Source organism: Nakamurella multipartita DSM 44233 (genome assembly GCF_000024365.1).
Taxonomy (GTDB): domain Bacteria; phylum Actinomycetota; class Actinomycetes; order Mycobacteriales; family Nakamurellaceae; genus Nakamurella; species Nakamurella multipartita.
This window is the reverse complement of record NC_013235.1, coordinates 323,821-348,221: the sequence shown is the minus strand read 5'-3', so window position 1 is coordinate 348,221 and position 24,401 is coordinate 323,821. Positions and strand designations below refer to the sequence as shown.

Below are 24,401 nucleotides of genomic sequence, written 5' to 3'. Positions count from 1 at the left end.
GCGGCCGATCCGGGTTAGCCGAGTTTCATCGACCGGCCGATCAGGTCCTTCATGATCTCGGTGGTGCCGGCGTAGATCCGCTGCACCCGGGCATCGGCCCACGCCCGGGCGATCGGGTGCTCGGTCATGTACCCCATGCCGCCGTGCAGCTGCACGCAGGCGTCCAGCACCCGCCACTGCATCTCGGTGGTCCACCATTTGGCCTTGGCCGCGTCGACCGGACCCAGCACGCCCTGGTTGTGCTCGGTCACGCAGCGGTCGACGTACTGCTGGGCGATGTCGATCTCGGTGGCCAGCTCGGCGATCTGGAACCTGATGTGTTGCAGGGCGCCGATCGGCGCCCCGAAGGCGGTGCGGGTGCGGACGTGGTCGATGGTCCGGTCCAGCGCGGTGGCCGCCGCGGCGACCGCCCCGACCGCGACCGACAGCCGCTCCTGGGTCAGGTTGGCGGTGAGCTGGGTGAATCCGGAACCCTCGCCCCCCAACAGGTTTGCCGCCGGCACCCGGGCCCCGGCGAAGGACAGCTCGGCGGTGTCCTGCGCGTGCAGCCCGACCTTGGCCAGCTTGCGTCCCCGCTCGAACCCGGGCGTCCCGCGTTCGACCACGATCAGACTCAGCCCGCGGTGGGCGTGCCCGCCGGTGCGCACCGCGACGATCACCAGGTCGGCGTTGATCCCGTTGGTGATGAACGTCTTCGACCCGTCCAGCACGTAGTGGTCGCCGTCGCGCACCGCCTTGGTGGCGATGCCCGACAGGTCCGACCCGGTGCCCGGTTCGGTCATCGCGACCGCCGTGATCGACGTGCCGGCGACGATCCCCGGCAACCACCGGGCCCGTTGTTCGGGGGTGCCGGTGACGAAGTAGGGCAGGCAGATGTCCGCCTGCAGAGCGGGTCCGAGCACCGCCGGCGCGACCCCCAGCCGGTGCGCCTGCTCCATCAAGATCATGTTGTACCGGAAGTCGCTGATGCCCGCGCCGCCGTACTCCTCCGGCACCCCGAAGCCGAAAACGCCCAGCTCGCCGAGGTCACCGAACAGGCTGCGGGGCACGATTCCGTCGCGCTCCCACTGCTCGTGGTGCGGCACCACGACCCGGGTCAAGCACTCGGTGATCGCCTGCCGGTAGTCGTCATGGTCCTGATCGAAGATCACGCGTCGCATCGAGGACTCCTTTTCCGCCGCCCGTCCCGCTCCCGGCGCGCCGCGACTGTGATGTCATGCCAGGATGCCCGCCCCCGATGCCACGGCCGTGCTGGAGTTGCCCGACGCCGAGGCCTGGGAGCGGTGGCTGTCAGCCAACCACGATCAGGCCCGGGAGGCCTGGCTGAGAATCGCCCGCCGGGGATCCGGGGCGCCGCTGATCGACATCGCCGACGCGCTGGACGTGGCGCTGTGCTGGGGTTGGATCGACGGCCAACGCCGCGCCCACGATGCGACCTCGTTCCGGCAACGCTACTGCCCCCGACGACCACGCAGCGCCTGGTCGCAGGTCAACGTGGGCAAGGTGGAGGTGTTGATCGCCGCCGGCCGGATGCGGCCACCCGGCCTCGCCCAGATCGACGCGGCCAAGGCCGACGGCCGCTGGGCGGCCGCCTACGAGCGCCAGCGCACCGCCGAACCACCACCCGATCTGATCGCCGCCCTCGCCGAGAATCCGCCCGCGCAAAGCGCCTTTGATGCGCTGAGCCGGACCGACCGGTACCTGGTGATCCTGGCCCTGGCCAAGGCCCGCACGCCCGCCGCTCGCGCCCGCACCCTGGCCGCGGCGGTGGCCCGGCTGGCGGCCGCGGCCGACCACGACTGAACCGGATCGGTCAGCGCCGGCTCCACTCGGGCGGGCCGCTGGCCGTCCCGGGCTTTCCGATGCCGATCTGCCGCAAGCCGGTTCCGTCGACGTTGATCACCCAGATCTGGCCGGCATTGTTGCCGGCCGCGTTGGTCCTGTTGCTGAAGAAGGCCAACTGGGTGCCATCGGGTGAGACCGACGGATCGTTGTCGAAAGCCGTACCGTCAGTGATCGGGGTCAGACCGGATCCGTCGGCCTGGACGCGGAGGATCTGCGCTGAGGACTGACCGGAAGCGTCTTCGGTGGCTCGGCGGAAATAGATGGTCTTGCCATCAACGCTCCACACGGGGTCGACATCGTTCGCCCGGGCACCCGGCGAGGTGATCTGCTTGGGCGCCTCACTTCCGTTGACCGGTTGCGTGTAGATGGCGCCGCTCGTGCTCCCGGGGGTCTGCGACGCCCAGTACGCCAAGGTCTTGCCGTCGGGCGAGTACGTCGGATCGTCGAAGGACGGAAACCCGGTGTTGATGGTGCTGCGCAAGGTGCCGTCCACGCTGATCAGCGCAAGGGTGTCCGGATCCTCGCCCCGGCGGCAGGCGACCGCGATCTCCGAGGTGTCCATGGGGTTCCAGGCCGGTCGTTGCGGGTTCGGGCAGAACTCCGAGTCCGCGGCCAGCAGGGATCGGTCGCCACTTCCATCCGCTGCCATCATGCGCAATTCGATGCCGTGATCGCTTGTCTGGGCGTAGACGATGGTGCTCCGGTCGGGAGACATCGTCGGATACTGCGACCCGGGCGAGCCGTCGGTGAGCTTGCCGACGACCATGCCGGTTGTCGTGTCGATCACGGACAGGTCGTTCTTGTCGTCCTCGTTCCGGGTGGCGATCAACTGCGTGTCGGTGAGCGGAGCGGACCGGGGCACGCCAGCGATGGGCGCCGCCGATCTGGAGGTCGTCGCGCTGCTCGACGACGACGAGGCCGAGGCGCTCGCGGATGACGTCGAGGGCGAACTCGATGCGGCAGTGGAGGCCGGGCTCGCACTCGCGCTGGACGTCGCCGTGAGCAGTGACGGCAGGGTCGTCGATGGCACCGCGGCCGTCCCGCCGACGCTTGCACAGGAGGCCAGCGCGAGAGTGGCGACCGCCGCAAGGCTCGCCCTGATCAAGATCGGGCGTGCGCTAGCCCGTCCGTGTGACATGTCGTCATTCTGCCAGCAGGAATGATCTCCCAGCCAGCGTCTTTGGTCTCGATTGGCACCGTGACCTGCGCGATTGCACCGTCGCCGGGTCAGGTCTGCCCCATCGGGCACGCCGAGCGCGCATGGCCGACCGTTCGAGTTGTTGTCCCACGACGGGTGAGGTAGCTTTACCGGGCACTGCCGAGGGGGATGCGCACTTGGGGCGCCTCGCCAGGTTCAATTCCTGGGTCCTCCACCACCGGACAAGGCGCGACCCATTGGGTCGCGCCTTGTCTGCATTTGAAATCGAAACCCGGCCGATGTCGTTTCGCCTTCCTCCGATAACGGGTCGAAAGACTCTGGACACCCCCCGACGGGGTCGGCTATCGGTAGCGAAATCACTGATGAGAGTGGGAGTGTCGGGCTAAACCGGTTCTCTGAATTTACAGCGCGCGCCCTCGTGGTCACCCGGCTAGGGTCGAGATCACGTCCCGCCCGAAAGTGGCGTCATGCGCGAAGGGGGACATTCGTGTCCGCACCGGTGTCGGCTCCGACAGCCACCCGAGTTTCACTCCTGGCCCCGGTCACCGGGGTTCTGGTACCGATCGAGCAGGTACCCGATCCGGTCTTCGCCGGCAAGATGGTCGGCGAGGGCATCTCCATCGACCCGTTGGAGAACATCCTGGTCGCACCGTGTGACGGCGAGGTGGTGCACCTGCATCCCTCCCTGCACGCGCTGACCATCCGCTCGCCGGAGGGTCTGGAGGTGCTCACCCACATCGGGCTGGACACCGTCCGGATGCGCGGCGAGGGCTTCGAGGTCAAGGTCAAGGTCGGCGACCAGGTCAAGGCCGGCGACGAGCTGATCGTCTTCGACCTGGACATGGTGGCCACCCAGGCCAAGAGCCTGCTGACCCAGATGGTCATCGCCAACACCGCCGACATGCTCTCCGGGCTCGAGCCGGAGACCGGCTTCGTCACCGCCGGCCAGAGCGTGGCCGCGGTGGCGATCCTGTCCGCCCCGGCCGCGGCCGAGGAGGGCAAGGCCCCGCGCCAGCCGGGCAAGAAGGTCACCTCGGACGCGATCATCATTCCCAACCCGGTCGGCCTGCACGCCCGGCCGGCGTCGGTGCTGTCCAACCTGGCCGCCCAGTACGAAAGTGACGTCACGCTGCACCGCGGCGAGGACCAGGCCAACGCCAAGAGCGTCATGGCCATCATGGGCATGGAGGTGCGCTTCCGGGACAAGGTCCGGCTCAGCGCCTACGGGGCGGACGCCGACGAAGCGATCAAGGACCTGGCCGAGCAGCTCCGCGTGGGGCTCGGGGAGGAGGGTGCGGTCCCGATCGAGGAGGGCGCCGACGAGGATGCCGAACACGCCGCGCCGGCCCCGGTGGCCGCGGTCGCCCCGGCGCCCCGGCGCCGGTCGGACGATCCGAACGTGCTGCTCGGGGTCTCGGCCTCACCTGGCCTCGGCGTGGGCACCGTGCTGCAGATCCGGCACCAGGACATCGAGGTCGAGGAAAACTCCAACGACCGGCACCGCGAGCGCCGCAAGCTCAACGACGCGATCGATCGTTCCCTGGTGCAGTTGACCGCACTGGAGGACCGGCTGGCCAGCCAGTCCGACGCGGAGAAGGCGGCCATCTTCGCCGCCCACCGGGAGATCCTGCGCGACCCCGAACTGCTCGACCTGGCCAACAGCGGCATCGACAAGGGCAAGACCGCCGGGTACGCCTGGCGGTCGGCCTACACCAATTACGCCGACAAGCTGGCGGCCTTGAAGAACGAGCTGCTGGCCGGGCGGGCCATCGACGTGCGGGACGTCGGGTCCCGGGTGCTGGAGGAGATCACCGGGCAGCGCCGCGAGAAGGCCCTGATCCCGGCCGGTTCCATCCTGATCGCGGAGGACCTGACCCCGTCGGACACGGCCTCGCTGGACCCGTCCGCGGTCGCCGGCTTCTGCACCACCGCCGGTGGGGCGTCCTCGCACGTGGCGATCCTGGCCCGCGCCCTGGACATCCCGGCGGTCGCCGGCATCGAGCCGCGTGCTCTGGACATTCCCGAGGGCACGCGGGTCATCCTCGACGGCGCCAAGGGCACCCTGCGCCAGAACGTCACCGAGGACGAGGTCGAACGGATCCGTCAGCGCCAGGAGCGTCAGGCGCAGCGGCGGGCCATCGAACTCGAGCACGCGGACGAGCCGGCGACCACCACCGACGGCCATCACGTGGAGATCGTGGCCAACATCGGCAGCCTGGATGACGCCCAGGCGGCCATGACCAAGGGCGCCGAGGGGGTCGGCCTGCTGCGCTCGGAGTTCGTCTTCATGGACCGGCGCAGCGCACCGACCGAGGACGAGCAGGCCCAGATCTACACCGACATCGCCAAGGCGCTCAAGCCGGGGCAGCCGTTGGTGATCCGGACCCTGGACGTCGGCGGCGACAAGCCGCTGCCCTACCTGCCGATCGCGCCCGAGGAGAACCCGTTCCTGGGTCAGCGGGGCATCCGGGTCGGGCTGGACCGGCCGGAGATCCTGCGCACCCAGATCCGGGCGATCCTGCGCGCGGCGGACGCCGGCGCCAAGATCAACGTGATGTTCCCGATGATCTCCACCATCGAGGACTTCCGGCTGGCCAAGGCGATCTTCGAAGAAGAGCGCAATGCGATGGGCGTGCTGCCGATGCCCGTCGGGATCATGTGCGAGGTCCCGTCCACCGCGGTGATGGCCCATCAGTTCGCCGCCGAGGTCGACTTCTTCTCGGTCGGCACCAACGACCTGACCCAGTACACCCTGGCGATGGATCGTGGTCATCCCAAGCTCGCGCCGCAGGTCGACGCGCTCAACCCGGCCGTGCTCGGGCTCATCGCCGAGTGCGTGCGCGGTGCGCACGCGGCCGGCCGCTGGGTCGGGGTGTGCGGCGGCGCGGCCTCCGACATCCAGGCCGTGCCGTTGCTGGTCGGTATCGGCGTCGACGAACTGAGCGTCAGCGTGCCGGCCATCCCGTCGGTCAAGGCCCTGATCCGGTCGCTGTCGCTGGAACGCTGCCAGGAACTGGCCGCGCAGGCGCTGGGTGCGGACTCGGCCGAGGCCGTCCGCGCGCTGGTCCCGCTCGACAACGACTGACCAACCCGTCCCGATCACCCGTCCGCGCCACGCGGCAGAAGGACCTCAGATGACGACCACGTTGGAAAAGACTCCGGCGGCCGAACCGGCCGCGCCGGCCCCGAACAAACTCAAGGAAATCTGGAGCAACTTCTTCGGCTTCCTGCAGAAGCTGGGCAAGTCGCTGATGCTGCCCGTCGCCGTGCTGCCGGTCGCCGGGATCCTGCTCGGCGTCGGCGGTGCCTTCCTGGGCAACTACAACCAGCAGGCCATCAACGCCGGCTACTGCAGCGCTCCGGGCGGGATCACCATCTCCGGTGACGCGGCCGCCTGCCTGGCGTTGCCCTCGGACACCGTCGTCGGCGATCCGGTCGCCGCCGGCATCCTGGCCGAACCGCTGTACGTGTTCCTGAAGATCCTGCAGGGCGCCGGCGACCCGGTCTTCGGCGCGCTCGGCCTGATCTTCGCGGTCGGTGTGGCGCTGGGCATCTCCAAGAACGACGGCGTCTCCGCGCTGGCCGCCACCGTCGGCTACCTGGTCATGACGGCCACCATCGGTGTCGTCGCCCAGGCCCGCGGGATCGACACCAAGGCCGTGCTGGGCCTGCAGACGCTGGACACCGGCGTGTTCGGCGGCATCATCATCGGCATCATCGCCGGGTACCTGTTCAACCGGTTCTATCGCATCAGCCTGCCGCCCTATCTGGGCTTCTTCGCCGGTAAGCGTTTCGTGCCCATCGTCACCGCCTTCGCCGCCATCGCGCTCGGCGTGGTGCTGGCCTTCCTGTGGCCGCCGATCGGCAACTTCATCGAGAACACCGCCAACGAGGTGATCAGCGCCAACGCCCCGGTCGCGGTGTTCGTCTACGCGCTGGTGGAACGCGCGCTGCTGCCGTTCGGTCTGCACCACATCTGGAACGCGCCGTTCTTCTACGTGGTCAACATCGGCGGGTGGAGCAACTGCGAAGGCATCCTGACCTGCTTCCTGCGCGGGCATCCCGAGTCCGGCATCTTCGGCGGTGGCTTCCTGGGCAAGATGTTCGGGCTGTGCGGCGCGGCGCTGGCGATCTACGTGACCGCCAAGCCGGAGAACAAGGTCAAGATCGGCTCGATCATGCTGGCCGCGGCGCTGACCACGTTCCTGACCGGGATCACCGAGCCGCTGGAGTTCGCCTTCCTGTTCGTCGCGCCGCTGCTGTACGTGGCGCACGCCCTGATGTACGCCTCCGGCTTCACCGTGATGTACCTGCTCGGCGGCCGGCTCGGATACACGTTCTCCCAGGGCGGCATCGACTACGTGCTGTTCTATGCCAACGGCATCAAACCCTGGCTGGTGCTGGTCATCGGGCCGATCTGGTTCGTCCTGTACTTCGCCGTGTTCTACGGGTTGATCAAGCTGCTCAACATGAAGACCCCGGGCCGCGAGGAGGCCGAGGTCGACGTCGGCGAGGCGGCCGCGGACGGGGCCAACCGGTTCTCCCAGCAGCTCGTGCTGGCCTTCGGCGGGCGCAGCAACATCACCGACCTGGACGCCTGCATCACCCGGCTGCGCGTCGGCGTGGTCGACATCAACAAGGCCAGCCAGAGCAAGCTGCGGGCGTTGGGTGCCGCGGGTGTGCTCATCGTCGGCAACAACATGCAGGCGATCTTCGGGACCCGGTCGGAGAACCTGAAGACCGACATCGAGGAGTACCTCAAGATCGCCGGCGACGAGGCCGAACTCGGCGACGACCAGATCGAGGAAGTCGTCTACGACGAACCCGGCACCAAGCCCAAGCTGCGCGACCCCTTGGCGGCGGAGAAGTCGCGGGACTTCATCGCCGGCCTGGGCGGCCGGGACAACATCAGCAAGGTCGAGGCGGCGGCCGAGACCCGGCTGCGGGTCAAGGTCAAGGACGGCTCCAAGGTCGACGAGGCGGCCCTGGCCAACAGCGGCATCGCCGGGGTGGTCAAGGTCGGCGACGGCCTCTACCACCTGATCGCCGGGGCCAACGCCGACCAGTACGCGGCCGAGATGCGCGGCCAGCTCGTGTCGGTACCTGCCTGACAGGCAATTGGCAGATTTCTCCCATGCCCCGCCCGGTGTGAGCCTTCACCGGGCGGGGCACTGTCGTTCGTGAGCGGGCCTACGGTGCCCGCTCACGACGAAGGGAGCCGACAATGGGTTTGGACGACAAGATCGCCAACAAGGGTCAGGACCTGGGCGGCAAGGTCAAGGAGGGCGCCGGCAAGGCGACCGGTGACCGTGACCTGGAAGCCGAAGGCAAGGGCGACCAGGCGGCTGCCGGCATCAAGCAGGCCGGCGAGAAGATCAAGGACGCGGTGAAGAACGTCATCAACTGACGTAGCCCACACCGCACGACGGCAAGCGGGCGGGTCCCACCTGGTGGTGGGACCCGCCCGCTTCTCGTTCTTCGTGATCTATCGCAGTCGCGGCGCGGCCGATCAGGGGCGGTTGCGGCCCCGGCGCAGGCGCTCGACCAGCATCATCGAGGGGTAGATGCGGCGCTTGGTGCGCCCGTTGCGACTGAACTTGATCTTGGTCAGCGGCATGCCGTGCACCGGCGACAGCGCGCCCTCCGTGGCGCCGAGATGCTCGACCCGGTCAAGGGTGATCGTCTCGTCGTCCAGCCGGATCATCGTCCCGGTGCTCACCGCGGACAGCTCGGTCATCGTGGTGCTGGCTTCGTCGTTCCTTTCGTGTGTGTTCATGCTGATAAGACGCCGACCCCGGCCTGCTGTTGCGGCCGTGGGCCGGAAAGTGGGGGACCTCACCACGCGGTCACCACCGGGCCGGGCAACGGGTTCGCTCAGGACAGGCAGGCCGACGGGGAGACGGCCGCCGCCGTGGCTGGCGGGTCGCCGTCGGCCGCGCAGCCGAGCACCGCGTACCGGTCGCCGCTCCAGGTGTAGAGCATCCAGACGGCCGACCCGTCGCCCTGATCCTGCACCGCGATCGCCAGTTCGCCGTCCAGATCGACGACCGCCGAACGCTCCGTGGCCGACGGGAACGCGTCGTCGCCGGAGACGTCCCGCCAGGCCCCGGAGTCGGTCAGTTCGAACGCGGACAGGATGGCCCGCCCGTCACCTTGCCGGCCGGTCACCACGCAGCGGCCCTGGGCGCACGGCAGCACGCCGCTGTCCGGCGTCGTGAACGCCGCCCCGTAGGGCACCCCGATGACCCCGGCCACCTGACCGTCCCCGCCGACCGAGAGCAGGATGCCTCGCCCGGATCCCGTGCTGACCAGGGCCGCCGACCGGCCGCCGGCCACATCGCGATGGGTGGCCAGCACGGTGCAGCCGTCACAGTTGGCCAGCGAGACGTTCAGGCCCTGACCGCTGGGCGCCGGCGCCGGCGCCGGATTGGCCGCCGTCGCGGCGGCGGTCGTCTCGGGGGCGGGCCCGGCGGTGTCCGTCTCAGCGGCCGGGACCTGGGCGGTCTCGGCGGCCGGCTCGGGTGTACTCGACGCGGTCACCGTGTCGGTCGTCGGCGCGACGGTTACCGGCGCCGTGCCCTGGCTGCTCAGCACCAGCTCGGGGACGGTAACCACCACCGTCGGCCCGGTCACCGACGGCCGGGTGACCGGCGCGGACGAGCCCACCGGACTGGTGTCGGAGGTGGCCAGAGTGCCGCTCGCGCATGATGCGAGCAGCACCCCGGTGGCGGCCAGCAGGCCGGCGAGCCGGTGGGCCCGACCGGTCCGCGGGCGTGGCGAAACCGTGCTCACCCGGTGGATCCCCTTCCCGCAGCTGATCGGTTGGCCGATTCCTGGGCCACCCGGATGAACTCGTCGAAGCCGGCCGGGTCGGCCAACGCGTCCCGGGACACGGCCGTGTCGACCGCCATGCCGCCCAGGATCCGCTTGACCGGCACCTCGCACTTCTTGCCGTTCAGGGTGCGCGGCACGGCCGGCACCGCCACCACCGCTCCGGGCACGTGCCGGGGCGAGAGTTCCTGCCGGATCAGCTTCTTCACCGAACCGGTGACGGCGACCGGGTCGGCGTCGGGGGCCAGCACCACGAACAGCAGCAGATCACCCTCCCCGGCCGCGGTCGAGGTGTCCACCACCAACGAGTCGGCGACCTCGTGCAGCGATTCGACCACCCGGTAGAACTCGGCGGTGCCCATCCGCACGCCGCCGCGGTTGAGCGTGGCGTCGGACCGGCCCTCGATCACGCAGGACCCCCGCGAGGTGATCCGGATCCAGTCCCCGTGCCGCCACACCCCCGGGTAGTCGTCGAAATACGAGTCGCGCAGCCGGCTTCCGTCCTCGTCGCCCCAGAAGAACACCGGCATCGACGGCATCGGCGCGGTGATCACCAGTTCGCCGACCTCGTCGATCAGCGGCTCACCGGTCGGCGAGTACGACTCGACCTTGGCGCCCAGGGCCCGGCAGGAGATCTCGCCCATCCACACCGGCACGGTCGGCGCGCCGCCCACCACTCCGGTGCACACGTCGGTGCCGCCGGAGAAGGAGGCGATCTGGATGTCCGCCCCGACCTCGTCCCGGATCCACCGGAAACCGCTGGTGGACAACGGCGATCCGGTCGAGCCGATGGCGGTGACGCTGGACAGGTCCAGCTCGGCGGCCGGGCGCAGACCGGCCTTCTGGCTGGCCGCGACGAACGGCGCGGACGTGCCGAACAGGGTGACCCGGTGCTTCTCGGCCAGCCGCCAGAGCGTCATCAGGTCGGGGTGCCCGGGGCTGCCGTCGTAGAGGATGACGGTGGCGTCGACCAGCAGCCCGCCGATCAGGAAGTTCCACATCATCCAGCCCGTGGTGGTGAACCACAGGAAGCGATCGCCCCGACCCAGGTCCCAGTGCAGCCGCAACGATTTGAGGTGCTCGACCAGGATCCCGCCGACCGAGTGCACGATCGGCTTGGGCAGGCCGGTGGTGCCGGAGGAGTACAGCACCCACAGCGGCGCGTCGAACGGCACCGGGGTGAAGGTCTGCTCGGCCGCCTGCGCGGTGAGCTCGTCCCAGCCGATCATGCCGGCGGGCACGTCGGTGCCCAGCGCCGGCACGTGCACCGCCCCGGCCAGCGACGGCAACGCCTCGCGCAGCTTGGTCACCGTCTCGGCGACCGGGAAGGCCTTGCCGCCGTAGCGGTACCCGTCCACGGCGATCAGCACGGTCGGCGAGATCTGGGTGAACCGGTCGATCACCGACGGGGCACCGAAGTCCGGCGAGCAGGACGACCACACGGCGCCGAGCGCGGCGGTGGCCAGGAAGCCGACCAGGGCGTGCACTGTATTCGGCACCAGGGCGACGACCCGATCGCCTTGACCGACCCCGAGCCGGCGCAGGCCGGCCTGGACCGCACCGACCTGCCGGCGCAGGTCGGCCCGGGTCAGCTGCTGCTCGCTGCCGTCCTCGGCGACCGCGATGATCGCCGGCTCCCCGGCCACCGGTTCGGCCGGCTCGGCCAGCGCGTGCTCGGCGTAGTTCAGGGTGCCGCCCGGGAACCAGCGAGCCCCGGGCATCGACACGTCAGGAAGCACCTCGGTGGGCTGCTCGTGCCACCGGACCTGGAAGTAGTCGGCGATCGCCCCCCAGAAATCGGCCGGCTCGCCGGTCGAGTAGTCCCAGAGGGCGGCGTAGTCGTCGAAGGTCCGGCCGGTCCGGTCGCTGACGAAATCGGCGAAGTCGGTGATGGCCGCGCGGGCGATCCGCTCCTTGCTCGGCGACCACAACACCTCAGGAACCACATCGTTTCCAGTCATTCGTCGTTCCTACCTGGTGACATCCACTGATCGGTATATCTGTCCGGCACACCTATCCGCGGATCGAGTGTGCGCGAGCTCCACGGCGGTGGTCCGCCACCGTGCGGCCTCACCGTAGCCCGGCGGGCGGCTATGGTCGTGGACGCCAGCCCGGCGCCGGAGCCGGCGTGGTCCTGACGGTGGAGGTTCGAAGCGGTGACGGTGCGGATCCGATCGGCGTTGGACACCCTGCCCGCCTACGCCCCGGGCCGCTCGGTGCCCGGCGCGATCAAGCTGGCCTCCAACGAGCTGGCCTTCCCCACCCTGCCGGCCGTCGCCCAGGCCATCGCCGACGCCGCGGTGCACGAATCGAGCGGCATCAACCGGTACCCGGACAACGGCGCGGCCCGGCTGGTGACCGCGCTGGCCGCGCTGACCGGCGCCCCGGAGTCGCACATCGTGACCGGCTGCGGGTCGGTGGCCCTGTGCCAGCAACTGGTCCAGGCCACCGCGGAGGCCGGCGACGAGGTGCTGTTCGGCTGGCGCTCGTTCGAGGCCTATCCGATCGTCACCCAGATCACCGGGGCCACCGCGGTCCGGGTGCCGGTCACCGCCGGCCACGAGCTGGACCTGGCGGCGATGGCCGACGCGATCACCCCGGCCACCCGGCTGATCTTCATCTGCACCCCGAACAACCCGACCGGCACCACCGTCCGCGCCGCCGACCTGATCGCCTTCCTGGATCGGGTGCCCGAGCACGTCCTGGTCACCATCGACGAGGCCTACACCGAGTTCGACGACGCCGACGACTCCCCCGACGGCCTGGCCGAGGCGACCAGCCGGCCCAACGTGGTCACCCTGCGCACCCTGTCCAAGGCCTACGGCCTGGCCGGGCTGCGCGTCGGCTACGCGGTGGCCGACCCGGCCGTCGTCACCGCCCTGCGCAAGGTGGCCATCCCGTTCGCGCTGAACTCGCTGGCCCAGGCGGCGGCGTTGGCCGCCCTCGGTGCCCGCGCCGAGCTGGCCCCGCGGTGGCAGCAGGTCGTCGCCGAACGCACCCGGGTGCACGCGGCGCTGCGCGAGCTGGGCTACGAGGTCCCGGTGTCCCGGGCCAACTTCGTCTGGCTGCCGCTGCGGGAGCGCTCGGCTGAGTTCGCCGCGCACAGCGAGCAGCACAAGGTCATCGTCCGGGCCTTTGCGGACGCCTCCGGTGGAGTCCGGGTGTCCATCGGCGCCCCGCACGAGAACGACGCCTTCCTGGCGGCGGCCGCCGCCTTCCCCCGCTGACCCGCACCGCCGGGGGCTCGCGCAGCTGGCGGCGGCCCTGGACCGGGCGGCCCGGACTCCGCGAGTCGGCCGGGCCCGGCAGGCGATGGCGTTCGCCGACGGGCGGTCCGAAAGCGTCGGCGAATCGCGGAGCCGGGTGGCCATCGCCCGGGCCGGCCTACCGGCGCCCGACCTGCAGGTCGAGTTGTATTCGGCCGCCGACGGCCGGTTCCTGGGCCGTTCGGACTTCGGGTGGCGCGAGCAACGCACGGTCGGCGAGTTCGACGGCCGGATCAAGTACGGCCGGCTGGTCCCATCCGGCCGGCAGCCCGGGGATGTGGTGTTCCAGGAGAAGCGCCGGGAGGACCTCATCCGCGGCGAGGGCATCACCGTGGTGCGCTGGACCTGGGCCGAGCTCGACGACGGCACCGCAACCGACCGGATCCGGCGGGCGCTGCACCTGGTCTGATCCACCCCGCGCCCCTGTTGCGCGGTGGGCCAGGGGCGAGCAGCCGCCGGATGTCAGACGGCCAGCAGCCGCCAGAGGGCGATGAGGCCGAAGACCACGATGCAGCCCCGCAGCACGACCGGGGAGAGCCGGCGGCCGTAGTGGGCGCCGACGAAACCACCGATCAGCGAACCGACAGCGATCAGCGCCACTGCGCCCCAGGCGATGCGGTCGAAGCCGACGATGATGTACGTCGTCGCGGCCACCGTGTTGACCACCAGGGTGAGCAGGTTCTTGGCTGCGTTCATCCGCTGCATGGTCTCGGGCAGCAGCACCCCCATCACGCCGACCAGCAGGATGCCCTGGGCGGCGGCGAAATAGCCCCCGTAGATGCCGACCAGGAACGTGGCGATGATCAGGGCGACGAACCGGCCGCGGGTGACGGTGTCGTGGTCGCGGCCGGCCGCTTCGGCTCGCCGACGGATGGTCGCCTGCAGCCGGGGCTGCACCACGACCAGCACCAGGGCGATCACCAGCAACACCGGGACGATCTTCTTGAACGTCGCCTCCGGCAGGTGCAGCAGCAGCCAGGCCCCCACCAGCGCGCCCAGGAACGAGGCCGGGATCTGCCATTTGAGCCGCGGGCCCTGGCCCTGCAGCTCCCGCCGGTAGCCGAAGGTGCCGGAGGCGCTGCCGGGCACCAGGCCGATCGCGTTGGACATGGTGGCCACCACCGGCGGGTAACCGAACGCGACCAGCGTCGGGAAGGTGACCAGCGTGCCGGAACCGACGACCGCATTGATCGTGCCGGCACCGACCCCGGCCAGGAAGATGGCGATGATCTCGACGGCGCTCACCCGGACACCCTACGGGCGAGGTCGTACCCGGCCGGGGCCACCTGGGCGGCGCCGGCCGGGCACCCGGGTCCGGGGGTCAGCTCGGGTGAACGACCGCCGCCGTGCCGTAGGCGATGACCTCGGCCAGGTTCTCGGCGACGTCGGAGGAGTCGAAGCGGACCCCGAGCACCGCGTTGCCACCCAGTTGCTGCGCGTGCGCGGCCATCCGCTCCATGGCGGTCTGCCGGGCCGAGTCGACGACCTCGGTGTACTGCGGCACCTCGCCGGCCTTGAGCGAGCGGAACCCGCCGGTGAAGCCCTTGGCGAAGCCGACGCTGCGGACCACCAGGCCCCAGCAGATGCCCAAGTTCCGATCGATGGTGTACCCGGGCAGGTCGAACGTGGTGGAGCAGGGCAAGGTGACCGGTGCACTGCCTTCCATGGCAATCCCCCTTCGTCGTCGGGGCCGCACCCCGCCGCCCCGTCCGCTGATGATCATCGGGCAGACTCCCGGCCCCGGCAACGCGCGCGGCCCGCGAACCCTGCGTACCGTCGTCGGTGTGTCGGCGAGTCCCTCGAACCCGCTGGACGAACTCGTCCATGACCTGATCCTTCGCGTCCCGGACCCGCTGTCCTTGGTGCCCGGCCCGTGGCCGGTGCCGACCGGGCAGCCTGGCGTCGGCGATGAGGCGCTGCGGGCGTTGCTGGCCGACGACTGGGCCGGCACCCGGATGAGCGCGGCCAAGATGTCCCGGTTGATCGACAGCCAGCTGGTGAGCCGGCACCGCGAGCTGGAGGCCGACCATCCGGACGCCCGCGACCTGGGCATCTGCCGGCAGGGGCAGACCGTCGGCCGGTTGCTGCTCGACCTGGACACCGAACTGCCGAGCGCTCGGCCACCCGTCGTGCTGGTCGACATCGCCCTGCACCCCGACCACCGGCGCTCCGGCATCGGCAGCACGGTGGCTCGAGCGCTGCTGGACACGGCCGCGCAGCATCAGCGGTCGGTGCACGCCACCGGCGTCTACGGCTCGTCGGCGCTGGGCTGGCTGCTGCGGCTCGGGCTGGTCGACGTCGGCGGCGACGCGCTGTACCGGCAGCTGGTCTGGCCCGGTCCGTGACACCGATGGCGGAGGCGGAGGGATTCGAACCCCCGAGGCTTTGACACCTGGCCGCTTTCAAGGCGGCTTCCTTCGGCCACTCGGACACGCCTCCGCGCGGGAGTCTACTGGCCGGCCGTCGCCCCTTCGCTGTGTGGATCGGAGTGCGGATAGCTGTCCGGATCGGGGCGCGCATCGTGATCTGATGAGGCCCCGGAACGGGTACTTCGCACATGAGCGTGCCGGCGTGGGACCCAGCCGCGACGACGCCGGCGACGAAGGACCCCAGAACGCTCGCCCCCAGTCCCCCTCGGGGACGCCAGGGGCGCCGCGATCAGACCCGAGAGGACCATCACCGATGACTGCCGACGCCACGTCCGCCCGGCCCACCGTGGCCGTGATCGGCTCCGGGGTGGCCGGACTGACCGCCGCCTACCTGCTCCAACGCCGCTACGACGTGCGCCTGTTCGAGGCCGACGAACGCCTCGGCGGCCACGCCCACACCCATGAGGTCGCCCTGACCCACGGTCAGGTGGTCGGGCTGGATTCCGGGTTCCTGGTGCACAACGACCGGACCTACCCGAACCTGCTGCGGCTGTTCGACGAGCTGGGGGTGGCCACGCAGGACTCGGACATGTCGATGAGCGTGCGCTGCGACGGCTGCGGACTCGAATACGCGGGGGCCAAGGGCCTGTCCGGGTTGTTCGCCCGGCAGAGTTCGCTGGCTCGGCCGCGCTACCTGGCCATGCTGGCCCAGGTCAAGTACTTCCACCGGCGGGCCCGGGCCGTGCTGGACAGCGGCGACGACACCCTCACCCTGGACGAATTCCTCACCCGGGGCCGGTTCACCGACTACTTCGCCCACCACTTCATGCTGCCGATGGTCGCGGCCGTCTGGTCCTGCGGGTACGACGGCGCCCGGGCCTACCCGGCCCGCTACCTGTTCACCTTCCTGGACAACCACGGCGCGTTGAGCGTCACTGGCTCGCCGCAGTGGCGGACGGTGGTCGGCGGCTCCAAGACCTACGTCGAGCGGGTGGCCAAGGACCTGTCGGCGGTGCACACCGCGACCCCGGTCCGGTCGGTGCTCCGGCGCCCCGACGGCATCGAGATCCGGGACGACGCCGACACGGTGCACCGGGTCGATCACGCCGTGCTGGCCGGGCACCCGGACCAGACGCTGGCCATGCTGGCCGAGCCCACCCGGGACGAGGCGCGGCTGCTCGGCGCGTTCGAGTACCTGCCGAGCACCGCGATGCTGCACACGGACGCCTCCGTGCTGCCGCGCGCGCCGAAGGCCCGCGCCTCCTGGAACTACCGGATGGCGCAGTGCCACGCGGAGCCGGACCGGGTCAAGATCAGTTACGACATCAGCCGGCTGCAGCGGATCACCGACGAGCGCACCTACGTGGTCACCCTCAACGACGATCCCGACGCGCCCGGGGCGGTCGACCCCGGGTCCGTGCTGGCCCGGATGAACTACGCCCACCCCACTTACACCCGGGCCTCGGTCGCCGCCCAGCGCGAACTGCCGCAGCTCAACACCGACCGGCTGGCCTTCGCCGGCGCCTGGCAGGGCTGGGGCTTCCACGAGGACGGGTGCCTGTCCGGTGTCCGCGCGGCCGCGTCGTTGGGCGTGCAGTGGTGACGGTGCCGTCCGCCCGCGCCGATCGTCGTCGCAGTCCGACCCGGCTGGCGGCGCGGATCTACGACGCCCGCACCACCCACCGGCGGACGGTGGCCGCCCCGGCGCAGGTGGACCGCCGCTTCGACTACCGCACCTGTTACTGGCTCATCGACCTGGACGAGCCGCCCGTGCTGCCCGGTGTCCTGCGCCGGCTGGTCCGGTTCGAGGCCCGGGACCACCTCGGCGATCCGGCCGCGACGATCGCCACGAACGCCCGGGCGCGGCTGGCCGAGCACGACCTGGCCGCCGACCGGATCCTGCTGCTGACCTGCCCACGCACGTTCGGGCACGTGTTCAACCCGCTGTCGGTCTATTACTGCCTACGCCGCCAGGACGCCGGCGAGGAGCTCGTCGCGGTGATCGCCGAGGTGCACAACACCTACGGCGGCCGGCACACCTACCTGCTGCGGCCGGACCAGGCCGGTGCCGACGAGGTGGACAAGCAGTTCTACGTCTCACCGTTCCTGCCCATGGGCGGCAGCTACACCATGCGCACCCCCCTGCCGGAGGAACGGTTGGCGGTGTCGATCACCCTGCACCAGGACGGGGCGACGCCGTTCGTGGCCACCCTGACCGGTCCCGGCCGGCCGCTGACCCCGGCATCCGCCGTCCGCGCGGTGCTGCGCTGGCCCGTGCTCACCCTGCGCACCAGTGCGCTGATCCGCTGGCAGGGCATCCGGTTGTGGCTGCGCCGGGTGCCCGTGCAACCCCGGCCGGCCGACGCCGCCGCGGACGAGCGGGGTCGCTGACCCGGTCTCGAGCCGGGGTCAGCCGCCCAGCAGCTGCGCCTGCAGGGTGTCGGCCAGCCAGTGCTCGAACCGGTCCGGGGTCCACCCCTGATCGACGACGAGCTCCTGGTAGACGCCCGCGGCGGCGAAGGCGCGGAAGACCGCCTGCGCGTCGGCCAGCGGGACGACGAGCCGCTCACCCACCGACGCGATCATCGCGTCCATCACCTGATTGCGGCCGGCCAGCTTGGCCCGCAACAACTCTCGGGTCTGCGGGCCCTCGTCCATGGCACCCTCGAAGATGGTCACCACGTCGAAGCCGGCGGCGTACAGGTGCGTCAACCAGCCCGCGGCGCCGCGCAGCCGGCGTACCGGATCGGGATCGGCCAGCACTTGCTGGGCCCGTTCCCGGGCCTGGGCCTGCTCGAGCCACTGCTCGCAGACCAGGGACAGGATGTCGCGCTTGGTGCCGAACGCCGAGTAGACGGTACGCACGGCCACCCCGGCCTCGGTGGCGATCGCATCGATGCTCGTGGACCCGTAGCCGTGGGCGGTGAACAGGCGCCGGGCCGCCTCGGCGATCCGCACCCGGGTCGCGGCCGCCTGTTCCTGGCGGTACGTCGACCGGGTCTTGACGGGTGGGGCCACAGCGCGCAGAATAGCAGTGCAGTCGATGCAGTATAACTGCATTCGAAGTACTGCTACTGCATCGAAGAGGAGAGTCATGGCCACCACTGCTGCCCTCGACGTCCTGCGTCGGATGTTCGACGAGGGCTTCGCCACCGGAAATGACGCGATCGTCGACGAGCTCTGCTCGCCGGACCTGGTCGAGCACCAATTCGGGTTGACCGGCTCCGGGCCGGCTGCCCTTGCCTCGGTCAAGGCGGCCATCCGGGACGTGCACCGGGCCATGCCCGGCCTGCGGTTCGACATCGAGGACTCGGCGGAGTCCGGCGATCGCGTCTGGGTCCGGGTGCACGGTCGGGGCCGGGCGACCGGCCCGTTCTTCGGGCCGCCGAGCGGCCGCCCGGTCGACTTCACGGTGTTCGACCTCGCGCGCGTCGTCGACGGCCGGATCGTCGAGCACTGGGGCGTCCCGGATCGATTGGCCATCCTGGCCCAGACGGGCGTCCTGGACCGGCTCGCCGCCCCCCCGCTGGCCGGCCCCTGATCGAATCGGCCCCGGTCAGCCCCGGTGCCGCCCCCGGTGACGAGCCGGCCGCGCGAGCAGGGCAGCGAGCGCCGGGAGCAGGGTCAGCCGGACCACCAGCGCGTCCACCAGGACTGCGAGCACCACCAGCGCCGCGGCCGGCACCGAGCCCGCCGCCAGCAGGTCACCACCGACCAGCACCGCGACCATCAGTGCCGTCAGCCCCACCGCCCGGCCGGCGCCGTGGTCGGTTCGAACGACGGCCGCGCGGGCCGCCTGCTCGGACACCAGCGCCAGCAGCAGGGCCAGCCCGACGGCCGCCCACCACAGATCGGCCCCGAGTCCACCACCATCGTGGATGAAGACCCCCGAGAACGTCCCCAGGGCCAGCCAGGTCGACAGTCCGATCGACAGCACCGATCCGGCGGCGACGGCCAGCCCGATCGACGGAGGTCCGCTCGTCACCGCCAGCAGGACCAGCAGCACCGGTCCGATGATCAGCAGGTAGCGCCACGCTGCGCCCGCCCGCGCGTCCGCGACGTCGATGGCCACCGCAGTCGCGCCGGTGACTTCGACGCTTGCGCCGGCCACCCCGGCCGGATCGGCCCGCAGCCGTAGCAGCAGGTCCCGGGTAGCCGGATCGGTGGGCCCGGTGCGGGGCAACACGGTGACCACCCCCAGGGTCCCGTCGGCCGCGGTGCGGCCGGGCGCGGCCAGCGCGACCCCGGCCGCCTGCCGGGCCTGCGCCGCCACCGCGGTGAGCGCCCCGGTCAGTTCGGCCGGACGATCGACCTCGACGATCAGCAGCAGCGGCCCGGCCGCTCCGGGACCGAACTCGGCGGCCAGCCGGGCCTGCGCCGGGTCCGCCGGCGGGCCGAACCGGACACCCAGCAACGGCATCAGCGCCAGGACACCCACGACCCCGAGCCCGCCGAGGATCGCCCGCAGCGGGTATCCGGTGACCGCGCGAGCCCATCGCCCCGGCCCGGCCTCGGGGGCCGCCGGCGGCTCTCCGGTCAGGCCCATCACGGCCGGCGCCAGGGTCAGGATCGCCAGCAGGGCGCCGGCGGTCGCCAGCGCCAGCGCGGCACCGGCCGCGGCCCAGGCACCGACCCCGGTCACCGCCAGCCCGGCGGTCGCCACGACCGCCAGCGCGCCGCCACCGGCCACCGCCCGCCGGCTGCCCCGGTGACTGCCCGGGTGACTGTGCCGCAGCACCGCTGCGGCACTGCCGACCGCCACCCCCAACCCGCCGGCGACCGCCGCGCTGCCCCAACCGCTGCCCCAACCGCTGCCCGAGCCGGCCAGTCCGAGCAGGATCGCCACCGCGACGCCCACCCCGGCGCCGACGAGGGCGGTGCCCAGGGCCAGCGCAGCCCCGCCCCACGACCGCAGGATCAGCCGCGCGAGCAGCCCGGCCAGCCCGATCGCGACCACCAGCGCGAGCAACGCGGCCGCGCCGGATCGATCCGCCGGCGCCCGCAGCACCCCGCCCACCTCCACCTGCGAGCCGTCGTCCCGGGCGGCCGTGGCCACGGTCGCCACCGCGGGACGGGCGTCGAGGACGGCCGATGCGGCCACTGCGACCGGGACGAAGGCGGTCCGCCGATCCGCCGCCACGGTCCCCCCGACGGCCGGATCGACCACCGCGGTCACCCCCGGCACGTCCCGCAGCTGGTCGACCAGGGTGCGCAGCGCGCCGGCGACGGCCGGATCGTCGACGGTCCGGCCCGCGGGGGCGACGACCACCACCCACCCGGTCGGGTCGGCGGCACCGGGGATCCGCTGTCCGAGCCGGTCGAGCGCGGCCTGCGCCCGGGTCGGCGGGGACACCGGGTCGGTCGAGTCGCCGAACGGGCCGACGACCGGTCCGAGCAGGCAGGCGGCCACGCCCAGCCCGACCAGCAGCAGGCCCCAGACCGCCGCGGTCGTCGCCCGGCCGAACCGCGTCGCCACCGGATGAGGGTAGGACGATCCGGGCCGGCCGGTTCGCCCGGACTTACAGTGGGCACCTGTCGCCCGTACGACCCACCAGGACAACCGGGAGTCACCGATGAAGTTCAACCCCAATGCCCGGCTGGACACCTCGCAGGTCCAGGACCGGCGGGGCGGCGGCTCCTCCCGCGGCGGCCTGTCCGGCGGGGGCTTTCCCGGCGGGCGGGGCGGTCTTGCGGTCGGCGGTGGCGGCCTGGGCCTGCTGGTGCTGGTGGCCGTCGTGCTGTTCAACATGCTCGGCGGCGGGGGTGGGTCGACCGGCAGCACCGGCCTGCTGGAAGGTGCCTCCGGCAATGCGACGGTGGACAACGGCCAGCTGGCCCAGCAGTGCCAGACCGGGGCGGACGCCAACGCCAACGCCGACTGCACCGCGGTCGCCGTCATCAACTCGGTGCAGGACTACTGGGCCGACGCCCTGGCGGCATCCGGCGGCACCTACCAGGAGGCGGACACCGTCTTCTACACCGGCTCCACCCGCACCGCCTGCGGCCAGGGCAGCGCCGGCATGGGCCCGTTCTACTGCCCGGCCGACCAGCTGGTCTACATCGACCTGAGCTTCTGGAAGGACCTGCGCACCACCTTCGGCGCCAACGACGCGCCGTTCACCCAGGCCTACGTGCTGGCCCACGAGTACGGCCACCACGTGCAGAACCTGCTGGGCACCAGCAGCCGGGTCGGCTCGGCCACCGGTGCGACGTCCGGCTCGGTCCGGCTGGAGCTGCAGGCCGACTGCTACGCCGGGGTCTGGGCCAACCACGCCACCACGGTGCCCGGCGCCGACGGGCAGGTGCTGATCACCGAGATCACCGATGCCGACCTGGCCAACGCGGTACAGACGGCCGGGGCGATCGGCGACGACTACATCCAGACGAACCTGGCCGGGCAGCGGGTCGATCCGTCGCAGTTCAGCCACGGCACGTCGGCCCAGCGGCAGAAGTGGCTGCTGGCCGGGTACCGCAGCGGCGATCCGGCCGTCTGCAACACCTTCGACACCAACGACCTGGGCTGACCGGGCCGGTCAGCCCGGCAGCGGGCTCTCCGGCGGCGCCGGCCGCTGGCCGGACAGCACGATGGCCACGCAGACCAGGGCCATGCCGGCCAGCTCGAACCCGGTCGGGATCTGGGCCAGCAGGACGGCGCCGATCAGTGCCGCGGTGACCGGCAGCATGGCCAGCAGGATGGCGAATCGGGCGGCGGTGACCCGGCGCAACACGAGTTGCTCCAGGACGTACGGGATCACCGAGCTCAGCACGGCCACGCCGACGACCGCGGCCGCCCGGGCCGGATCGGTCACCACCGGCAGGAACGCGCCGAAGGCCAACGGCACCCACACCACCGCGCCGGCGGTCATGCCCACGGCCAGCGAACTGATGCCGTCCCGCCGCACCGCCATCCGCCGGCCCAGCAGGATGTAGCCGGCCCAGGACACCGCCGACCCCATGATCGCGACCAGGCCGATCGCCGTCGAGCCGGTGACGCCCCCCTCCACCTGCACGCCGGCCAGCAGCACGACCCCGCCGGCGGCCAGGGCGATGCCGGCCCGGTCCCGCCAACCGTGGCCGGTCAGGCCGGCCACGGCGACCGGCCCGAGGAACTCGATCGCCACCGCCGTCCCCAGCGGCAGATGGTCGATCGCGATGTAGAAGGTGACGTTCATCGTGGCCAGCACGATGCCGAAGACCGCCGCCCCGACCAGGTCGCTGCGGGTCCAGGCCTGCCGCCACGGGCGGCGCCAGGCCATCAGCACCACGGCCGACACGGCGATCCGCCACCAGGCCACCGACGCGGCCGGGATCGTCGCGAACAGCCCGACGGCGAGCGCGGCCCCCACGTACTGGGTCAGCCCGGAGGTCAGGAACAGAGCGGGCGCGGGGATCCGATCCACGAGCCCCCGGGGCGCCGGGGACGGCGTGGGTTCACTCACCGGGCGAGTGTGCCAGCCCCGAGGGCCACTCAGGAGCGGTGTTAGCGTGCCGCCATGACCCAGGGCTGGCCGAGGTGACCGGCGGAGCGATCCTCGCGGTGCTGCCCCTGGCCATCGGACTGGCGTTGGCGGCGCTGCCGGTCACCCTGATCCCGATCGCGCTGGCGGCCAAGCGACCCCCCGCGGTCGCCCGCGCGTTCCTGCTGGGGTGGCTGCTGGGGATCGCGGTGGTCGGCACGGTGGTGATCGTGCTGGCCGACGTGATCGTGCTGCCGTCGGGCAACCTTTCCTGGTTCGGCTACATAAAGATCGCCATCGGCCTGGTGCTGATCGGGCTGGCCGGCCGCCGCTGGCTGGGCCGTCCGCGGGCCGGCGAGGATCCGCCCGTCCCCGGCTGGCTGGCCAGCGTCGATGCGATGGGCGCCGGCCGGGCGTTCGGCCTGGCGTTGCTGCTGGCCGGCCTGAACCCGAAGAACCTGGCCCTGGTGCTGGCCGGGGCCGTGACCATCGCCGAGGCGACCGCGGTCCCGGCCCAGCAGGCGGCGGCGCTGGCCGTGTTCACCGTGATCGGCAGCGTCGGGGTGGCCGCGCCGCCGGTGCTGACGCTCGTCCTCGGGGACCGCGCCGGCCCGCTGCTGCGGTCGGTGGATGAATGGATGACCCGGCAGAGCACCGTCATCGTGGCCGCGGTGCTGCTGGTGCTGGGCGTCGTGCTGATCGTCAACGGCGTCACCGCCCTGCGCTGACCGGTCAGGTCCCGAAGAAGGCCTGGCAGGCGGGCAGGCCACGGACCTGCACCATCCAGCCGGGCCGGACGAACGAGGCCCGGTCCAGGGTGAGCCGCTGCTCGACCGCCCGCTCGCCCGGCCGCCGCTGCACCACGGCGGTGCCGTCCGCCCGGTACCCGAGCTTGCGGGAAACGGCCAGCGACGTCGGGTTGTCGCTGAACGCGGCACTGTCCGCCCGCTCGGCCTTGAGGTGGTCGAAGGCGAACTGGACCACCGCGGAGCGCATCTCGGTGCCCAGGCCCTGCCCCTGGTGGGCCCGGCCGAGCCAGGACCCGGTGTGCACCGTGCGGGTGACCGCGAAGTCGGTACCCGACAGGTCCTGCAGACCGACCGCGACGCCCTGGCGGCGGACGAGGAACGGCACCGTCCAGCGCTGCGGAGTGGCCGAGGCCCGGGTCGACCAGTAGTGACGCAACGCGCCGGCGACCAGCTCGTCCGGTGGCACGTCGGTCCACGGCATCGCGAACGGCATCGACGCGCGATCGTGGATGCCGGCCAGGATCAGGTCCAGGGTCTCCGGCAGGTCGGCATCCTGCAGCGGGGCCAGCACCAGCCGCGGGGAGGCCAGCCGCAGCCCGAAGATGGGCCAGTAGTCGGCCAGCGTCCGTAGCTTCGTGCTCACGCCTGGCAGCGTCCCGTGCGAACGCGTTCGGCACAACCGCACACGCGTGCCGGGCACCGGAGCGCCCCACCCGCCGGGTGCC

The 24,401-nt window shown here is 71.7% G+C and carries 24 protein-coding genes and 1 tRNA gene; 13 read left to right on the top strand and 12 right to left on the bottom strand.

What is annotated here, in order from left to right:
* Nucleotides 1–14: 14 nt before the first annotated feature.
* The gene (locus NAMU_RS01555; RefSeq protein WP_012814218.1) at nt 15–1,160 is read right to left on the bottom strand and encodes an acyl-CoA dehydrogenase family protein; all 1,146 of its coding nucleotides are present in this window, start codon (nt 1,158–1,160) and stop codon (nt 15–17) included.
* Between the two features lie 64 nt (nt 1,161–1,224).
* Here NAMU_RS01555 and NAMU_RS01550 point away from each other — a divergent pair, with 64 nt between their 5' ends.
* Nucleotides 1,225–1,803, top strand: coding sequence for a YdeI/OmpD-associated family protein (locus NAMU_RS01550; RefSeq protein ID WP_012814217.1), 579 nt, complete (start codon nt 1,225–1,227; stop codon nt 1,801–1,803).
* Nucleotides 1,804–1,813: 10 nt separating this feature from the next.
* On the opposite strand, the gene NAMU_RS01545 is transcribed toward NAMU_RS01550, so the two are convergent.
* Nucleotides 1,814–2,707 (bottom strand): TolB family protein, encoded by an 894-nt coding sequence (locus NAMU_RS01545; RefSeq protein WP_012814216.1) that lies wholly within the window; start codon nt 2,705–2,707, stop codon nt 1,814–1,816.
* A gap of 7 nt (nt 2,708–2,714) precedes the next feature.
* Here NAMU_RS01545 and NAMU_RS29700 point away from each other — a divergent pair, with 7 nt between their 5' ends.
* From NAMU_RS29700 to NAMU_RS01525, 4 genes are all read left to right on the top strand, one after another.
* Nucleotides 2,715–3,008, top strand: a complete 294-nt coding sequence (locus tag NAMU_RS29700; protein WP_012814215.1) for a hypothetical protein — start codon at nt 2,715–2,717, stop codon at nt 3,006–3,008.
* A gap of 483 nt (nt 3,009–3,491) precedes the next feature.
* Entirely contained in the window at nt 3,492–6,089 is a 2,598-nt protein-coding gene (ptsP, locus tag NAMU_RS01535; RefSeq protein WP_012814214.1) for a phosphoenolpyruvate--protein phosphotransferase, read from the top strand.
* A gap of 49 nt (nt 6,090–6,138) precedes the next feature.
* Nucleotides 6,139–8,115 (top strand): PTS transporter subunit EIIC, encoded by a 1,977-nt coding sequence (locus tag NAMU_RS01530; protein ID WP_012814213.1) that lies wholly within the window; start codon nt 6,139–6,141, stop codon nt 8,113–8,115.
* A 113-nt stretch (nt 8,116–8,228) separates the two neighbouring features.
* Nucleotides 8,229–8,411: a CsbD family protein gene (locus tag NAMU_RS01525; protein ID WP_012814212.1), complete on the top strand. Its 183-nt coding sequence runs from the start codon at nt 8,229–8,231 to the stop codon at nt 8,409–8,411.
* A 102-nt stretch (nt 8,412–8,513) separates the two neighbouring features.
* On the opposite strand, the gene NAMU_RS01520 is transcribed toward NAMU_RS01525, so the two are convergent.
* From NAMU_RS01520 to NAMU_RS01510, 3 genes are all read right to left on the bottom strand, one after another.
* Nucleotides 8,514–8,780, bottom strand: coding sequence for a hypothetical protein (locus NAMU_RS01520; protein WP_138179885.1), 267 nt, complete (start codon nt 8,778–8,780; stop codon nt 8,514–8,516).
* A 98-nt stretch (nt 8,781–8,878) separates the two neighbouring features.
* Nucleotides 8,879–9,796 carry a hypothetical protein gene (locus NAMU_RS28785; protein ID WP_012814210.1) on the bottom strand — a complete coding sequence of 306 codons (918 nt, stop codon included), beginning with the start codon at nt 9,794–9,796 and terminating at the stop codon, nt 8,879–8,881.
* On the bottom strand, nt 9,793–11,796 hold the full coding sequence (locus NAMU_RS01510; RefSeq protein WP_012814209.1) for an acetoacetate--CoA ligase: 2,004 nt from the start codon (nt 11,794–11,796) through the stop codon (nt 9,793–9,795). Before NAMU_RS01510 ends, NAMU_RS28785 begins: the two co-directional genes overlap by 4 nt.
* A 195-nt stretch (nt 11,797–11,991) precedes the next feature.
* Here NAMU_RS01510 and hisC point away from each other — a divergent pair, with 195 nt between their 5' ends.
* A complete protein-coding gene (hisC, locus tag NAMU_RS01505; protein WP_012814208.1) occupies nt 11,992–13,062 on the top strand; it encodes a histidinol-phosphate transaminase in 1,071 nt (356 codons plus the stop codon).
* Between the two features lie 136 nt (nt 13,063–13,198).
* Nucleotides 13,199–13,510: a hypothetical protein gene (locus tag NAMU_RS01500; protein ID WP_138179883.1), complete on the top strand. Its 312-nt coding sequence runs from the start codon at nt 13,199–13,201 to the stop codon at nt 13,508–13,510.
* A gap of 53 nt (nt 13,511–13,563) precedes the next feature.
* Here NAMU_RS01500 and NAMU_RS01495 read toward each other — a convergent pair whose 3' ends face one another.
* Nucleotides 13,564–14,346 (bottom strand): sulfite exporter TauE/SafE family protein, encoded by a 783-nt coding sequence (locus tag NAMU_RS01495; RefSeq protein ID WP_012814206.1) that lies wholly within the window; start codon nt 14,344–14,346, stop codon nt 13,564–13,566.
* Between the two features lie 76 nt (nt 14,347–14,422).
* Nucleotides 14,423–14,767, bottom strand: coding sequence for a YbjQ family protein (locus NAMU_RS29695; protein WP_012814205.1), 345 nt, complete (start codon nt 14,765–14,767; stop codon nt 14,423–14,425).
* Between NAMU_RS29695 and NAMU_RS01485 the strand changes: the two genes are divergently transcribed.
* On the top strand, nt 14,766–15,446 hold the full coding sequence (locus NAMU_RS01485; RefSeq protein WP_169312458.1) for a GNAT family N-acetyltransferase: 681 nt from the start codon (nt 14,766–14,768) through the stop codon (nt 15,444–15,446). The two genes, NAMU_RS29695 and NAMU_RS01485, sit on opposite strands and share 2 nt — an antisense overlap.
* A 6-nt stretch (nt 15,447–15,452) precedes the next feature.
* Here NAMU_RS01485 and NAMU_RS01480 read toward each other — a convergent pair.
* Nucleotides 15,453–15,540: transfer RNA gene (locus tag NAMU_RS01480), tRNA-Ser, on the bottom strand.
* A gap of 243 nt (nt 15,541–15,783) precedes the next feature.
* On the opposite strand from NAMU_RS01480, the gene NAMU_RS01475 reads away from it, so the two are divergent.
* Both NAMU_RS01475 and NAMU_RS01470 read left to right on the top strand, forming a co-directional pair.
* A complete protein-coding gene (locus NAMU_RS01475; RefSeq protein WP_012814203.1) occupies nt 15,784–17,073 on the top strand; it encodes an NAD(P)/FAD-dependent oxidoreductase in 1,290 nt (429 codons plus the stop codon).
* A gap of 2 nt (nt 17,074–17,075) precedes the next feature.
* On the top strand, nt 17,076–17,861 hold the full coding sequence (locus NAMU_RS01470; RefSeq protein ID WP_217180707.1) for a DUF1365 domain-containing protein: 786 nt from the start codon (nt 17,076–17,078) through the stop codon (nt 17,859–17,861).
* An 18-nt stretch (nt 17,862–17,879) separates the two neighbouring features.
* Here NAMU_RS01470 and NAMU_RS01465 read toward each other — a convergent pair whose 3' ends face one another.
* Nucleotides 17,880–18,488 carry a TetR/AcrR family transcriptional regulator gene (locus NAMU_RS01465; protein ID WP_041368305.1) on the bottom strand — a complete coding sequence of 203 codons (609 nt, stop codon included), beginning with the start codon at nt 18,486–18,488 and terminating at the stop codon, nt 17,880–17,882.
* Between the two features lie 76 nt (nt 18,489–18,564).
* Between NAMU_RS01465 and NAMU_RS01460 the strand changes: the two genes are divergently transcribed.
* A complete protein-coding gene (locus NAMU_RS01460; RefSeq protein ID WP_012814200.1) occupies nt 18,565–19,011 on the top strand; it encodes an ester cyclase in 447 nt (148 codons plus the stop codon).
* A gap of 15 nt (nt 19,012–19,026) precedes the next feature.
* Here NAMU_RS01460 and NAMU_RS01455 read toward each other — a convergent pair whose 3' ends face one another.
* A complete protein-coding gene (locus NAMU_RS01455) occupies nt 19,027–20,946 on the bottom strand; it encodes an MMPL family transporter (RefSeq protein ID WP_012814199.1) in 1,920 nt (639 codons plus the stop codon).
* 97 nt (nt 20,947–21,043) lie between these two features.
* On the opposite strand from NAMU_RS01455, the gene ypfJ reads away from it, so the two are divergent.
* Complete coding sequence (ypfJ, locus tag NAMU_RS01450; protein WP_012814198.1) at nt 21,044–21,994, top strand: KPN_02809 family neutral zinc metallopeptidase; 951 nt, start codon at nt 21,044–21,046, stop codon at nt 21,992–21,994.
* A gap of 9 nt (nt 21,995–22,003) precedes the next feature.
* Here ypfJ and NAMU_RS01445 read toward each other — a convergent pair whose 3' ends face one another.
* On the bottom strand, nt 22,004–22,909 hold the full coding sequence (locus NAMU_RS01445) for an EamA family transporter (RefSeq protein WP_217180706.1): 906 nt from the start codon (nt 22,907–22,909) through the stop codon (nt 22,004–22,006).
* A 74-nt stretch (nt 22,910–22,983) separates the two neighbouring features.
* Between NAMU_RS01445 and NAMU_RS01440 the strand changes: the two genes are divergently transcribed.
* Nucleotides 22,984–23,655 (top strand): GAP family protein, encoded by a 672-nt coding sequence (locus NAMU_RS01440; protein ID WP_012814196.1) that lies wholly within the window; start codon nt 22,984–22,986, stop codon nt 23,653–23,655.
* Between the two features lie 4 nt (nt 23,656–23,659).
* On the opposite strand, the gene NAMU_RS01435 is transcribed toward NAMU_RS01440, so the two are convergent.
* Nucleotides 23,660–24,319, bottom strand: coding sequence for a GNAT family N-acetyltransferase (locus NAMU_RS01435; protein ID WP_012814195.1), 660 nt, complete (start codon nt 24,317–24,319; stop codon nt 23,660–23,662).
* Nucleotides 24,320–24,401 lie beyond the last annotated feature (82 nt).

What these genes read in the sequence shown, in the direction of transcription:
- NAMU_RS01555 (WP_012814218.1), bottom strand. Translation starts at nt 1,160, where the DNA reads ATGCGACGCGTGATCTTCGATCAGGACCATGACGACTACCGGCAGGCG.
- NAMU_RS01550 (WP_012814217.1), top strand. Translation starts at nt 1,225, where the DNA reads ATGCCCGCCCCCGATGCCACGGCCGTGCTGGAGTTGCCCGACGCCGAG.
- NAMU_RS29700 (WP_012814215.1), top strand. Translation starts at nt 2,715, where the DNA reads ATGGGCGCCGCCGATCTGGAGGTCGTCGCGCTGCTCGACGACGACGAG.
- NAMU_RS01530 (WP_012814213.1), top strand. Translation starts at nt 6,139, where the DNA reads ATGACGACCACGTTGGAAAAGACTCCGGCGGCCGAACCGGCCGCGCCG.
- NAMU_RS01525 (WP_012814212.1), top strand. Translation starts at nt 8,229, where the DNA reads ATGGGTTTGGACGACAAGATCGCCAACAAGGGTCAGGACCTGGGCGGC.
- NAMU_RS01520 (WP_138179885.1), bottom strand. Translation starts at nt 8,780, where the DNA reads ATGAACACACACGAAAGGAACGACGAAGCCAGCACCACGATGACCGAG.
- NAMU_RS01510 (WP_012814209.1), bottom strand. Translation starts at nt 11,796, where the DNA reads ATGACTGGAAACGATGTGGTTCCTGAGGTGTTGTGGTCGCCGAGCAAG.
- NAMU_RS01485 (WP_169312458.1), top strand. Translation starts at nt 14,766, where the DNA reads ATGGCAATCCCCCTTCGTCGTCGGGGCCGCACCCCGCCGCCCCGTCCG.
- NAMU_RS29695 (WP_012814205.1), bottom strand. Translation starts at nt 14,767, where the DNA reads ATGGAAGGCAGTGCACCGGTCACCTTGCCCTGCTCCACCACGTTCGAC.
- NAMU_RS01475 (WP_012814203.1), top strand. Translation starts at nt 15,784, where the DNA reads ATGACTGCCGACGCCACGTCCGCCCGGCCCACCGTGGCCGTGATCGGC.
- NAMU_RS01460 (WP_012814200.1), top strand. Translation starts at nt 18,565, where the DNA reads ATGGCCACCACTGCTGCCCTCGACGTCCTGCGTCGGATGTTCGACGAG.
- ypfJ (WP_012814198.1), top strand. Translation starts at nt 21,044, where the DNA reads ATGAAGTTCAACCCCAATGCCCGGCTGGACACCTCGCAGGTCCAGGAC.